Raw genomic sequence first — 12,834 nt, 5'->3', positions numbered from 1 at the left:
CGGTGCCAATTGTGCACATTCTCGAAAAACAGTGACGTTTGAGGCGCTTGTGGTATGAGGGATGGGAAAGCAGAAACCCCCGTCGAACTAATGTGCACATTTTTTGATGCAAATGTGCACAATTTTGCAGCGTAGGATCGAGGCGCCGGTGAGCGAACGCAGGCAACGCACCGCCAAGGCAGACCCTGCCGCGGACGAGGCGATCTATCAGGCCATTTCCACCGCCATCCTGGAAGGCCGGTTGCGGGCCGGCACCAAGCTGGTGGAGCAGACGCTGGCGGCCGCCTTCGGCGTGTCGCGGGAGCGCATCCGCAAGGTGCTGCAACGGCTTGGCGCCGAACGCCGGATCGAGATGGTGCCCAATCGCGGCGCCCGGGTCGCCCAGCCCTCACCCGGTGAGATCAAGGCGGTCTATGAGGCCCATCGGGTGCTGGAGGCGGGGGTGCTGGTGCAACTGGCCCGCATCCTCACCGACGATATTCTCGCCCGGCTCGATGCCCATCTGGTGGAAGAGCGGGCCGCCGCCGCCCGGGGCGACCGCGCCGCTTCGGTGCGGCTGTCGGGGGCGTTCCATCTGCATCTGGTGGACGCGCTGGAGAATGAGGAATTGTCACGCTTCCTGCGCGATCTGCTCAGCCGCTCGTCGGTGATGGTGTCGGTCTACGAGCCGGCGACCCAGTCGCTGTGCGCCGTGGATGAGCATGGCGCCATCGTCGAGGCGCTGCGCGCCCGCGACGTGGCGGGCGCCATCGACCTCTCGCGCCATCATTTCCTGCACGTGGAGCAGCGCCTGAAGCTGGAATTGCCGCCTGCGACGGCGCCGGATCTCGCCGCCATCTTCGGTCCCGCGCCGCTGAAACCCTGAGCGCCGAGGACTACCCCAGCACGGAGTCGATCAGGCTGGCCAAAGCGGCGGCGGAGTAGGGCTTGACGATCTGCCGCACCGGGCCGGCGCCGTCCAGATCCTGGACCTCGCTGCGGCCGGTGGCGAAGATCACCGGCAGATCCGGCCGCGCCGCCCGTGCCCGTTCCGCCAGCTCCACCCCGGACATGTCCGGCAGGCCGATGTCGGTCATCAGCACATCCACCGGCTGGGCCGCCAATAGGGCCAGTGCCGCCGCGCCGTCCGCGGCGGGCAAAACCGTGTGGCCGAGAGACTCGATCATCTCGCCGGTGCTCATGCGGATCAGCCAGTCGTCCTCGCATAGCAGGAAGGTCTTCGCCGTCCCGTTGCCGTGGGTGTCCGTCATCGATTTGTCCTGCGCCTGGCGGGTGGGGGCGGGCGTTGCGGCGGTGGGGTTGGGCACGGGTCTCAGCGGCGGGTCGACGCCCGGTCGGCCCAGCACCTGGCGCAGTTTCCGGGCCAGGGCCTCGCGGGTATAGGGCTTGCTGAGCAGCTCCACACCATCATCCAGCCGTCCGCCGTGGACGATGGCATTCTCCGTGTAGCCGGAGGTGAACAGGACCGCCAGATCCGGCAGCCGCTCGCGGGCCTTGCGGGCCAGTTCCGTGCTCTTCAGCCGGCCCGGCATCACCACATCGGTGAACAACAGGTCGATGGGCATGCCGCTCTCGATGATGGTCAGCGCGCTCTGCGCATCCTTGGCCTTCAGCACCCGATAGCCCAGGTCCGAGAGCAGGCCCACCACGGTCTCGCGCACCGCCTCGTCATCCTCGGCCACCAGGATGGTCTCGCGTCCGCCCATGACCGGGCCGGCCTCCACGTCGACCAGCACATCCTCGGACTGCATGGCGCGCGGCAGATAGAGCTTGATGGTGGTGCCGTGGCCGGGCTCGCTATAGATCTTGATGTGCCCGCCGGACTGCTTGACGAAGCCATAGACCATGGACAGACCAAGCCCGGTGCCCTTGCCCTCGGGCTTGGTGGTGAAGAAGGGTTCGAACACCTTCTCCACGATCTCCGGCGCCATGCCGGTGCCGGTGTCGGTCACCGCCAGCAGCACATATTGGCCGGGGGTCACCTCCGGGTGGCCATCGGCATAAGCGGTGTCCAGGAAAGCGTTGCCGGCCTCGATGGTCAGCCGGCCGCGCCCGTCCATGGCGTCGCGGGCGTTGATGGCGAGGTTCAGCAGCGCATTTTCCACATTGCCGGGATCGATCAGCGTGTTCCACAAGCCGCCGGCGATGATGGTTTCCAGTTCCACCGCCTCCCCCAGGGCCCGGCGCAGCATGTCGTCCATGCCGCTGAGAAAGCGCCCGAGATTGACCACCTTCGGCACCAGCGGCTGGCGCCGCCCGAAGGCCAGCAATTGCGAGGCGAGCCGCGAGCCGCGGGTCACGCCGGTCATGGCGTTGTGGATGCGCTGCTCGGCCTTGGCATTGCCGGCCACATCGTCGGCCAGCAGTTGCAGATTGCCGCTGATCACCTGGAGCAAATTGTTGAAATCATGCGCCACCCCGCCGGTGAGGTTGCCCATGGCTTCCATCTTCTGGCTTTGGCGCAGGGCGTCCTGGGTCCGCACCAGTTCCGCGGTGCGTGCTTCCACCCGGTGTTCCAGGGTGACGGCGAGGTCCGCCAGGGTGGCTTCCGCGACTTTCTGGTCCTCGATGTCCGCATTGGCCCCGACCCAGCGGGTGATGCCATCGGCCTCGCGCACCGGCAGGGCGCGGGCGAGGTGCCAGCGGAACACCCCGTCATGGCGCTGCATGCGCTGTTCGATCTGGTAGGGGGCGCCGGTGGCCACCGCCTCGGTCCATGCGGCCATGACGGCAGGCAGGTCATCGGGATGCAGCAGGTCGGCCCAGCTCATGCGCTCGAGCGCGCCGGGGGGCACGCCGCGATAGGCATAGGCGCGGTCGTTGAACCATTCCAGCTGGCCGTCGGCGGTAGCGGTCCACACATGCTTGGGCAGGGATTGGGCCAGCAGGCGGAAGTGGGATTCGCTGTGGCGGATGGCTTCCTCGGCGGCCTTGCGCACGGTGATGTCGAGGAACAGCACCGCAAACCGGTCCTCGCCCGCCGGACGCGCCCGCAGCTCGAACCAGCGGTCGCCCGCGTCCGCGTCCTGGAACTCGAACTGCGTCGGCGCCCCGGTGCGCAGGACGTCGGCATAGCGCTGGATCAGGGTCTCCGGCACCGTGCCGGCCACCGCGCGGGCGGTGCGGCCCATGGCGGTGGAGGTGGGGATGCCGGTCTGGGTCTCGAACGCCGGGTTCAGCTCCAGGAAGGTGAAGTCCACCATCCGCCCGTCCGCATCCCGCACCGCCTCGGCGATGAAGAAGCCTTCCTGCATCTGCTCGAACAGATTGCGCCAGCGGGCCTCGCTCTCGCGCAGTTCCTCCTCGGCGCGCTTGCGGTCGGTGATGTCCATGGCGATGCCGACGAAGCGGCGGTGGCCGACCTCGGGGGTGGACACCACCTCGCCGCGGCGGGCGATCCAGCGCACCTGTCCGGTGCGCGGGTCGATGCGCCGATACTCGGCATATTCCAGCGGGTTCGCCTGCTCGCGCTTCGCCGGGCCGGTTTGCCGGAGGTCCTCGGGGTGCAGCAGGCTCAGCAGCAGCGTGTCGGTGACCTCGGTGTCCGAATCCAGTCCCCAGATCCGCCGATATTCATTGGAGACATCCAGGCGCCCGGATTCGGGAAACCATTCGAAAATGCCGACGCCACCCGCCTCCTGGGCGATGCGCAGGCGCTGCTCGCCGCGCACCCGCTCGGTGGTCTCCACCACCACCGCCAGAACGCCGGCCGGCTCTCCCTCTTCATTCAGCACCGGGCTGTAGTCGAGGTTCATCCACACGTCTTCGGGCACGCCGTTGCGATGCAGGATCAGATGCTGGTCGCGATAGACCAGGGTGCCGCCTTTCAGGCCCACATCCATCACATGGGCGTTGAAGGCGGCCACTTCCGGCCAGCCCTCCAGCACCTTGCTGCCCAGCAGGCGGGGATGACGCCCGCCGGCGAAGACGGAATAGGCGTCATTGTAGATCATCACCCCGTCGGGGTTCCACAACATCACCATGGGCAGATTGCAGCGCAGCAGCAGGGCGGTCGCGGTCTTCAGGCTTTGCGGCCATGCGGACAGCGGCCCCAGGGATGTGGCCGACCAGTCGAATCGCGAGATGAGGGCGCCCATCTCGCCGCCGCCCTTGAGGAATGCTGGCTGATCGTCAGGGATGGCTGCGGACATGGGATCCATCATGGCGCGGGCGAAATGGCCCTGGCAAAAAGCGCGAGAGTTCAGGCTATATCACGCATCGCAGGGAAATCGAGACCCCCCGTTCAACGCTGGCGAGCCCTTGATCCGGCACCAAAACTTGAGCTTTGCTATGCCGCGTCCGTGCGGGCGAAATGGCAGGCGGCGGTGCGCCCCGGACCGACCACGCGTAGCGCCGGGCGTTCGGTGCGGCAGCGGTCCTGCACCAGCGGGCAGCGGCCGTGGAAATGGCAGCCGGACGGCGGGGCGAGCGGGGAGGGCAGTTCGCCGGCGATGGGCCGGAACCGCGCCTGCTCGCCATCGGCCAGCACCAGCTTGGGCACGCTGTCCAACAGGCCCTGGGTATAAGGATGGCGCGGGTCGCCATAGACCTCGCCCGTGGGGCCTTCCTCGACGATGCGGCCCAGATACATGATCGCCACCCGGTCGCACAGATGGCGCACCACGCTGAGATCATGGGAGATGAACAGCAAGGTGAGGTTCAGCTCCCGCCGCAGCTTCAGGAACAGATTGATGATCTGCGCCTGGATCGACACGTCCAGCGACGCCACCGGCTCGTCGCAGACCAGCACGTCCGGCTGCATGGCCAGCGCGCGGGCGATGGCCACCCGCTGGCGCTGGCCGCCGGAGAATTGGTGCGGATAGCGGCTGGCATAGTCGGGATCGAGCCCCACCTGCACCAGCCAGTCGCGCACATTGTCGAGGGCGTCGGCCCGGCGGACGAGCCCGTGATGCACCGGCCCTTCCATCAGCGTATCGCCGATGCGCATGCGCGGATCCAGCGAGGCGAACGGATCCTGGAACACCATCTGCACCCGCGTGGTGCTTTTGCGCGGATGGGCGCCGCTGGACATGACCGAGGTGCCGGCGATGGCGAGGCTGCCGGCGCTGGGCGGCAGGATGCCGGCGATCATGCGCCCGAGCGTGGTCTTGCCGCAGCCGGATTCCCCCACCAGCCCCAGCGCTTCGCCCTTGGCGAGGGTGAGGGTGATGTCGTCCACCGCATGCACGGTGCGGGGGCGGCTCGCGCCGCCGAGCGCGGCGACGATGCGCTCAGTGAGGGGCACGCTCGGGGCGAAGGTGCGGCTGACGCCGGTGGCGGTGACGAAGGGCGGGCTCATGCGGCCGCTCCCAGCGGGAAATGGCAGCGATAGCCGCGCGCGCCCGCGATCACTTCCGGCGGGTCCTCGACGCAGCGCGGCTGGGCGGCGAAGCAGCGCGGGGCGAACGGGCAGCCGGGCGGCAGGTGGTCCAGCGCCGGCGTGGTGCCGGGAATGGCCGCCAGCTCGGTGCCTGCGGGGGCCATGGCCGGCAGCGAATCCAGCAGGCCGCGGGTGTAGGGGTGGCGTGGATCGCGTAGCACCGCGGCGGTGGGGCCGCTTTCCACGATGCGGCCCGCATACATCACCGCGATGCGGTCGGCGATGGAGGAGATGGTCGCCAGATCATGGCTGATCCAGATCAGCGCCGTTCCGCGCTCGCGCGCCAGCGCCTTCATCTCGGTGAGGATCTGCGCCTGGATCGACACGTCCAGCGCGGTGGTCGGCTCATCGGCGATCACCAGATCGGGGTGATGCAGCAAGGCAATGGCGATGGCGATGCGCTGGCGCATGCCGCCGGAGAATTGGTGCGGATAGGCCTCCAGCCGCCGCGCCGGATCGGGAATGCGCACCCGCTCCAGCGCCGCTATGGCGCGCGCCTGCGCCTCGCGGCGGGAGAGGCGGGCATGGGCCTCTAGCGCAAGGCGCATCTGCACGCCCACGGTGAGCACCGGATTGAGCGTCGTGCTCGGATCCTGGAACACCATGGAGATGCGCCGGCCGCGAATGGCGCGCAGCTCCTGCGGCGCCAGGCCCACCAGCTCGCGGCCTTCCAGCTTCACCGAGCCGGCGGCGATGCGGCCGGGGGGATCGATGAGGCCGATCAGCGAGAAGCCGGTGACGCTTTTGCCCGAGCCGGATTCCCCTACCAGCCCCAGAATTTCGCCGCGCCGCACGGCAAATGACACGCCGTTCACCGCCTTCAGGACGCCGTTGCGGGTGGCGAACTGGGTTTCAAGGCCGGACACCTCCAGCAGCGGCGCGGTCATCGCTTCAGCCTCGGGTTCATCTGGTCGCGGATCTGGTCGCCCACCAGATTGACCGAGAAGATGAGCAGGATCAGCGCGATGCCGGGATAGATGGAAATCCAGTAACGGCCCGAGAGCATGTAGGGAAAGCCGTTGGCGATCAGCATGCCCAGGGACGGCTCCGTGGGCGGCAGCCCCACCCCGAGGAATGAGAGCGTCGCCTCCAGCGAGATGGCGCTGGCGATCTGCACGGTGGCCACCACGATCAGCGGCGGCAGTGCATTGGGCAGGATGTGCCGCAGCACCACCCGCCACGCCGGCAGAGGGGTGGAGAAGGCGGCCTCCACATAGTCCTTGTGGCGCTCGGCGGCGGCGGCGCCATGGGCGGTGCGGGCGAAATAGGCGTATTGCGCCGTCACCAGCGCCGCCACCAATTGCATCTTGCCCTGGCCCAGCAGGGCGGCCAGCACAAAGGCCAGCAGGATGGCGGGGAAGGACAATTGCAGGTCGATGAGGCGCATCACCACCGCCTCGGTGCGCCCACCCACATAGGCGGCCATGGTGCCCACCGAGGCGCCGAGCACGAGGCCGATGGTGCCCGCCAGCACCCCCATCTCGATGGAGATGCGCAGGCCGTAGAGGATGGCGGAGAACAGGTCGCGGCCCTGGGCGTCGGTGCCGAGCCAATGCATGTAGCCCGCCGTGCCCACATAACCGGGCGGGCGGCGGGCATCGCGCAAGGTGAGGCTGGCCAGATCATAGGGATCCTGCGGCGTGATGAGCGGCGCGATCAGCGCCAGCACCAGCAAGGTGACGATCAGCGCCAGACCGATCACCGCCGAGCGGTTCTCGCGAAACTCGGAGAAGAAGCGGGCCAGGGGGGAGGCGCGATCCATCAGGCGCGGCCCTTGCGCAGGCGCGGATCCAGCGCCGCATAGGACAGGTCCACCACCAGATTGATGCCGATGAAGAACAAAGCCACCAGCATCAGATAAGCCACCATCACCGGGCGATCCAGCGAGGTAATTGAGTCGATGATCAGTTTGCCCAGGCCCGGCCAGGAGAAGATGGTTTCGGTCACGACGGCGAACGCGAGGGTGGAGCCGAATTCCAGGCCGAACACCGTCACCAGCGGAATGGCGATCAGCCGCAGCACATGGCGCAGCAGGATGGTGCGCTCGGACAAGCCGGCGGCGCGGGCGAACTTCACCGTGTCGGTGAGCATCACCTCCCGCGTGCCGGAGCGGGCAAGGCGGATCATCAGCGCGAACTTGAATAAGGCCAGGTTGATCGCCGGCAGTATGAGATGCTGGAGGCCGTCCAGGGTGAGGAAGCTCCACTCCACCCCGAACACGCTCACCGTCTCGCCGCGCCCGCCCGCCGGTAGCCAGCCCAGTTGCACGGCGAAAGCGAAGATCAGCACCAGCCCCACCCAGAAGGTGGGCACGGAAAAGCCGAGGATGGAGAGGGCCATCACCGTCTTGGCGAGCGCGCCATGGGGCCGGTAGCCCGCATACATGCCCAGCGGCACGCCCAGCAAGGTGGCGCCGAACACGGCCAGCAAGGTCAGTTCCAGGGTGGCGGGCAGGCGCGAGAGAATGAGCTGGCCCACCGGCATATTGTAGACGAAGGACTGGCCGAAATCCCCATGCAGGGCCCGGCCGAGAAAGCGCAGATATTGCTGCCACAGCGGCAGGTCGAAGCCATATTTGGCGATGGTGGCGGCGCGAATGTCCTGGGTGGCTTCGGGCGAGAGCAAAAGGTCGATGGGATTGCCGATGGCGAACACGCCGGCGAACACCAGCGCCGACATGACCAGCACCACCAATGCCGCCTGCACCAGCCTTTGGATGGCGAAGCCCAGCATGGCTGGCTCAGAGCCAGGCGTCGGTGAGGAGTGCGCGGGTTTCTTCCACCGCCACCGCCCAGAGCGCGTGCATGTCTTCGTCCGGGCGCTGGTAGAGGCCGTGGAAATTGCCGTCGCCCAGCAGCGCGCGCTTGTCGGCGGCGCTGCCCTGGGCCAGCAGGTCGAAATCGATGCGCGGCTTCGGATCGTCCGGCATGCTCACGCCGGGCAGGCGGGTCCAGGGGAAGTTCTCCATCCAGGAGGCGTGGGAGGCGGCGGGGTCGATCTCCATCACCTTGGCCCAGGTGCGCGGCGCCCGCCACCAGTCGTGGAACTTCACCCGCGTGCCGGGATGGGCATCCAGCCATTCGGAAATCAAGGCGGTGACCGGCGTGTTGCCGCCATGGCCGTTGACGATGACGATGCGCCGGAAGCCGCCGCGATGCAGGCTGTCGAGAATGTCCTCGATCAGCGCCAGATAGGTGGAGAGGCGGACCGACACCGTGCCGGGATAATCGCGGAAGCTGGAGGCCAGGCCATAGGGCACCACAGGGAATACCGGAATGCCCAGTGGCTCGGCCGCCTCGGTCGCCACCCGCTCGGCCAGGATCTTGTCCACGCACAGGCTGAGGTAGGCGTGCTGCTCGACGCTGCCGATGGGCAGGACGCAGCGATCATCCGCGCGCACCTGCGCCTCGACCTGCATCCAGTTCATGTCGGCGATGCGCATGGAGCCTCCGAATGCACGCAGATGCGGCTGCAAAAACACAGCGTGTCGTTGCAGAATTAGTTTCGTTTGGAACTTGTTATGTAGATTGACAGCGGTAAAAACCTTCTGTCAAGTTTCACGATGAACCAAGTCGGGAAAACGTCGGCAGCGGGCCGACGCGGGCAGGGGAGGCGGGCGCTGGACATGCAGCCGATGGAGACGCCGCCGATGGATGCCGCCGTTGCCAATCTGGCCGAGGCCGAGCTGCCGGGCGATGTTGATCCGCTGATCGCCATCAAGCTGTGGCGGAACCCGTGCTGGTTCTCGTTCCGCATCAACTATCTGTCCATGCACTTCAACGTGCCGGTCTATGACTGGACCGAGAAGACCTTCGGCCTGCCGCGCCCTGAATTCGTGGTGCTGTATGCCTTGGGCCTGCGCGATGGCGTGGCGGCCAAGGACATCTGCGCCTCCAGCGGCTTTCCCAAGCCCACCATCAGCCGCGCCATCCAGAAGCTGCTCAAGCGCAAGCTGATCCGCCGCAACGAAGATGCCAAGGATCACCGCAGCTATCTGCTGCACATCACCGAGGACGGCAGGCGCATCTTCGACGCCAGCATGCCGGTGATGCTGGAGCGCGAGCGGGTGATGCTGGCGCGGCTGTCGCCCGGCGAGCGCACCCTGTTGTTCGAGATCCTGGCCAAGATGGTGGTGGATTCCCCCGCGTGGCCCCCGACACTCCAAACCGAGGATTCCCAGCCATGAGCTTCACCCGAACGCTGCGCACCTTGTCCCTGGCCGCCCTGCTGGTCTCGTCCGCCTCGTCCGCGCTGATGGCGCAGACGCTGACCATCGGCGTGCGCGCCGGCCCTGCCTCCATCGATCCGCACTTCACCTCCACTGGCGTGCAGGCGGAAGCGGCCAAGCATGTATTCGATACGCTGGTGAAGTCCGGCGACAATCTCCAGCTGGAGCCCGGTCTGGCGGAAAGCTGGAAGGCGATCGACGACACCACCTGGGAATTCAAGCTGCGCAAGGGGGTGAAGTTTCACGACGGCTCGGACTTCACCGCCGAGGACGTGAAATTTTCCATCGAGCGCATTCCCAACGTCACCGGCCCCAACCCCACCACGGTCTATGTGCGACGGGTGAAGGCGGTGGAGATCGTCGATCCCCTCACCATCCGCATCAAGACCGACGGAGCGGCGCCCACGCTGCCGAACGATTTCGTGCGCCTGTTCGTGGTCTCCCACACCGCCGCCAAGGACTTCTCCACCAAGGACACCGCCGGCGACGGCTTCAATTCCGGCAAGGCGGCCATCGGCACCGGGCCTTACAAGTTCGTCTCCTGGACGCCGAAGGAGGAATTGGTCCTCGCCCGCTTCGATGGCTATTGGGGCGGCAAGGAGCCGTGGGAGAGGGTGGTCCGCAAGGAGATCGCCAATGACGCCAGCCGCGTCGCCCAGCTGAAAGCCGGCCAGCTCGATCTGATCGCCCGCGTGCCCCCCGCCGATGTGCCGACCCTGGAAAAGGATGCCAAGCTGCGCATCGCCAAGGCCGACAGCGTCTATCTGTTCATCACCGAGTTCGATTTCCGCGACAAGGCGGCCATGGTCACCGCCAAGGACGGCTCGCCGCTGCCGAAGAACCCGTTCCTCGATCCCAAGGTGCGCGAGGCGTTTGATCTGGCCATCGACCGCGAGACCATCGCCGAAATCTCCATGGAGGGCCTGGGCAAGCCGGCCTCGCAGATCGTCACCGACACCATCTTCGGCTTCAACAAGGCCCTGAAGGTGACCAAGGCCGACCCGAAGAAGGCCAAGCAACTGCTGGCCGAGGCCGGCTATCCCAACGGCTTCAAGGTGGCGCTGTCCTTCACCACCGATCGCCTGCAGAGCGATGGCGCGGTGGGCACCTCCATCGTGCAGATGCTGGCCGCCGCCGGCATCGATGCCCAGGCCAATGGCGTGTCCAGCACGGTGTTCTTCCCCGCCCGCCAGCGCGGCGATTATGGCCTGGCCATGTGGGGCTGGGGCACGCTCACCGGCGAGGCCAATTACACCCTCGCCGGCCTGATGCACACCGACACCCCGGCCACCAAGCTCGGCGGCTTCAATGTGCGCGGCTATTCCAACCCGGCCCTCGACAAGCTGATCGAGGATGCGGCGGTGGAGATGGACATTCCCAAGCGCCGCGCCTTGCTGGAGCAGGCGGAAGCCCTGGTGGCGCAGGATCGCCCCAGCCTGCCCATCGCCTCCATCGTCAGCGCCTGGGCCATGCAGAAGGCCAAGGTGACCTTCACCCCGCGGGTGGACGAGGACACCTTGGCCATGAACATCAAGCCGGCGAAATAGCGCCACCGGCCATCGCGGTTTGGCACGATGAGGGGAATGGCGCGCGGCGTGCCATTCCCCTTTTTCGTGGCGGCGCCCGAACCGCCCCCGCGAGCCTCGCTGAAAACGTGCATCGCTCGTTCCGACGGTTGTATGTGATTTCATTCCGCGAAAGCGGATAAAGGCGAACGCATTTTCCGCCGTTCCCGGCAAAGCGCACAGTCTTTGCAAACTCATTCGTGGCCGGACGCCCTAGGCTCAACCCATCACAAAGCGTGAGTGGGTTGAAGATGAACGCGCCGTTTGAACACCGCCCAGCCGACATGCTCGGCGCCCTGGTCGCCGCCAGCACCGGCACGGAGCAGGACTATCTGGCCGCCGCCCGCGCCGCTTTGGCCCGGTTCGTCGCCCAGCCCTGCCTGCTGGATAAGGTGCCGCTGACCCGCACCCCCGGCACCTATTCGCGCAATTTCGTGTTCGGCGACGGTGATGTGAGCGTGTGGGCCATGGTGTGGGCGCCGGGTTCGCGCACATCGATCCACGACCACCATTGCTCCTGCTGCTTCGCGGTGCTCCAGGGCGCTTTGACCGAGACCTATTTCGACGTTGAGAGCCCGTTGTTGGCCCGCCCCACCCGCCAGGCGGTGCGCACCCCCGGCTTCATCGCCTGCATGATGCCGTCCGGCCCGAACCTGCACCAGATGGAGAATTTCGGCACCGACTACGCCATCTCCTTGCACATCTACGGCTACGACCACCGTCAGCACGCCTCGTCGGTGGCGAACGAGTATCAGGTGGCGCAGGGGGGCTGAGAGGCAAGTCCGGCGTCGAACTGCGGTCGCGCACACCAAGGCATTCGTCAGTCGCGCCCGAGCGGATAGAACCGCGTCGCGATGGCGCTGACATTGGTTTCAACCATGACGTCATGAACGAACTTGCGCTTCGAGATGAGGCGGATACAGCGCAGGCCCGACTCATCATAGATCTCGAGTCGCACGAGATGATCTTCGCCGAAGTCGATATAGACTGGGCAGGCAGCGTCCAGCCAAGTGCGACGCGGTCGCACCCAATCGTACTGGTGGTGGCCACGATAGGCCAGTTCCACCTCGGCCTCGATCTCATGGATGCCGTGGATGAAGCCACCCCGCATCGTAGCCTTAGTAAAGATCTTTCCCGGAAATGCCGTCCGGTTCTCCGAGAGACGAAAGAACAGGCCACTGGCTGCGCCCCGCATGGGGCGGCTTGCCTTACTCCACACCAGATCCTGCGCAATCTCGGAATCGGGGGAAGGGAGCAAATGGTAGATGTCGAAGTTGTCGCGGAAGCCGCGTCCATCGATCACCCAAACCAGATTGCCATAGAAGTCTTCGCGCGAGCGCCGTTCGGCGTCAGTCATTGCTGAATGCTGGACCTCGATGACAATCCCGGTCGGCGTCTTGATATCTGCGCGGTGGACCTCTCCATCGGGTGCGACGTGCGAAATCTCCCGGCAGGACTCTGGGAAGAGGTTTTTCCACGACCGATGCCACTCGGTTTCATTCTCCCACCACGGATCGCAGTTACGGCGACCGGTATGAGCCCAGTGGTGAAGGATACGCGGCCCGCACTTGGCGACCATCGCCGCGCCGCAGGTCGGACAAAGACCACGACCGCCTGCAAATGCCTCGCGCCGGTCGCCGTTTACGAGAGAATATTGCATG

11 protein-coding genes are annotated in these 12,834 nt (G+C 66.5%); 4 read left to right on the top strand and 7 right to left on the bottom strand.

Going from position 1 to position 12,834, the window contains the following annotated elements; translation table 11 throughout:
• Positions 1–148 precede the first annotated feature (148 nt).
• Positions 149–865, top strand: coding sequence for a GntR family transcriptional regulator (locus AAG816_RS15115; protein ID WP_341990482.1), 717 nt, complete (start codon positions 149–151; stop codon positions 863–865).
• A gap of 10 nt (positions 866–875) precedes the next feature.
• Here the strand turns inward: AAG816_RS15115 and AAG816_RS15110 are convergent, their stop codons facing one another.
• The 6 genes from AAG816_RS15110 to AAG816_RS15085 all read right to left on the bottom strand — a co-directional run bounded on the left by AAG816_RS15110 (position 876) and on the right by AAG816_RS15085 (position 8,822).
• A complete protein-coding gene (locus AAG816_RS15110) occupies positions 876–4,151 on the bottom strand; it encodes a PAS domain S-box protein (protein WP_341990481.1) in 3,276 nt (1,091 codons plus the stop codon).
• A 137-nt stretch (positions 4,152–4,288) separates the two neighbouring features.
• Positions 4,289–5,299, bottom strand: a complete 1,011-nt coding sequence (locus tag AAG816_RS15105) for an oligopeptide/dipeptide ABC transporter ATP-binding protein (RefSeq protein ID WP_341990480.1) — start codon at positions 5,297–5,299, stop codon at positions 4,289–4,291.
• Positions 5,296–6,267 carry an ABC transporter ATP-binding protein gene (locus AAG816_RS15100; RefSeq protein WP_341990479.1) on the bottom strand — a complete coding sequence of 324 codons (972 nt, stop codon included), beginning with the start codon at positions 6,265–6,267 and terminating at the stop codon, positions 5,296–5,298. Before AAG816_RS15100 ends, AAG816_RS15105 begins: the two co-directional genes overlap by 4 nt.
• Entirely contained in the window at positions 6,264–7,142 is an 879-nt protein-coding gene (locus AAG816_RS15095; RefSeq protein ID WP_341990478.1) for an ABC transporter permease, read from the bottom strand. The genes AAG816_RS15100 and AAG816_RS15095 overlap by 4 nt, the downstream gene beginning before the upstream one ends.
• Complete coding sequence (locus tag AAG816_RS15090) at positions 7,142–8,113, bottom strand: ABC transporter permease (protein WP_341990477.1); 972 nt, start codon at positions 8,111–8,113, stop codon at positions 7,142–7,144. Before AAG816_RS15090 ends, AAG816_RS15095 begins: the two co-directional genes overlap by 1 nt.
• A gap of 7 nt (positions 8,114–8,120) precedes the next feature.
• Positions 8,121–8,822 (bottom strand): creatininase family protein, encoded by a 702-nt coding sequence (locus AAG816_RS15085; protein WP_341990476.1) that lies wholly within the window; start codon positions 8,820–8,822, stop codon positions 8,121–8,123.
• Between the two features lie 207 nt (positions 8,823–9,029).
• On the opposite strand from AAG816_RS15085, the gene AAG816_RS15080 reads away from it, so the two are divergent.
• The 3 genes from AAG816_RS15080 to AAG816_RS15070 all read left to right on the top strand — a co-directional run bounded on the left by AAG816_RS15080 (position 9,030) and on the right by AAG816_RS15070 (position 11,946).
• On the top strand, positions 9,030–9,566 hold the full coding sequence (locus AAG816_RS15080; RefSeq protein ID WP_341990475.1) for a MarR family winged helix-turn-helix transcriptional regulator: 537 nt from the start codon (positions 9,030–9,032) through the stop codon (positions 9,564–9,566).
• On the top strand, positions 9,563–11,155 hold the full coding sequence (locus AAG816_RS15075; RefSeq protein WP_341990474.1) for an ABC transporter substrate-binding protein: 1,593 nt from the start codon (positions 9,563–9,565) through the stop codon (positions 11,153–11,155). The genes AAG816_RS15080 and AAG816_RS15075 overlap by 4 nt, the downstream gene beginning before the upstream one ends.
• Before the next feature lie 269 nt (positions 11,156–11,424).
• On the top strand, positions 11,425–11,946 hold the full coding sequence (locus AAG816_RS15070) for a cysteine dioxygenase family protein (protein WP_341990473.1): 522 nt from the start codon (positions 11,425–11,427) through the stop codon (positions 11,944–11,946).
• A gap of 47 nt (positions 11,947–11,993) precedes the next feature.
• Here the strand turns inward: AAG816_RS15070 and AAG816_RS15065 are convergent, their stop codons facing one another.
• On the bottom strand, positions 11,994–12,833 hold the full coding sequence (locus AAG816_RS15065) for a CoiA-like domain protein (RefSeq protein WP_341990472.1): 840 nt from the start codon (positions 12,831–12,833) through the stop codon (positions 11,994–11,996).
• Position 12,834: the final 1 nt, after the last annotated feature.

Origin of the sequence: Azorhizobium sp. AG788, from assembly GCF_943371865.1 — a bacterium.
In the GTDB taxonomy this organism is placed as follows: domain Bacteria; phylum Pseudomonadota; class Alphaproteobacteria; order Rhizobiales; family Xanthobacteraceae; genus Azorhizobium.
The sequence above is the reverse complement of the archived record's forward strand: the minus strand, read 5'-3'. Positions and strand labels throughout refer to the sequence as shown.

Coding starts and splice junctions, on each gene's coding strand:
- AAG816_RS15110 (WP_341990481.1), bottom strand. CDS start 4,151: ATGTCCGCAGCCATCCCTGACGATCAGCCAGCATTCCTCAAGGGCGGC.
- AAG816_RS15105 (WP_341990480.1), bottom strand. CDS start 5,299: ATGAGCCCGCCCTTCGTCACCGCCACCGGCGTCAGCCGCACCTTCGCC.
- AAG816_RS15100 (WP_341990479.1), bottom strand. CDS start 6,267: ATGACCGCGCCGCTGCTGGAGGTGTCCGGCCTTGAAACCCAGTTCGCC.
- AAG816_RS15095 (WP_341990478.1), bottom strand. CDS start 7,142: ATGGATCGCGCCTCCCCCCTGGCCCGCTTCTTCTCCGAGTTTCGCGAG.
- AAG816_RS15090 (WP_341990477.1), bottom strand. CDS start 8,113: ATGCTGGGCTTCGCCATCCAAAGGCTGGTGCAGGCGGCATTGGTGGTG.
- AAG816_RS15085 (WP_341990476.1), bottom strand. CDS start 8,822: ATGCGCATCGCCGACATGAACTGGATGCAGGTCGAGGCGCAGGTGCGC.
- AAG816_RS15080 (WP_341990475.1), top strand. CDS start 9,030: ATGGATGCCGCCGTTGCCAATCTGGCCGAGGCCGAGCTGCCGGGCGAT.
- AAG816_RS15075 (WP_341990474.1), top strand. CDS start 9,563: ATGAGCTTCACCCGAACGCTGCGCACCTTGTCCCTGGCCGCCCTGCTG.
- AAG816_RS15070 (WP_341990473.1), top strand. CDS start 11,425: ATGAACGCGCCGTTTGAACACCGCCCAGCCGACATGCTCGGCGCCCTG.
- AAG816_RS15065 (WP_341990472.1), bottom strand. CDS start 12,833: ATGCAATATTCTCTCGTAAACGGCGACCGGCGCGAGGCATTTGCAGGC.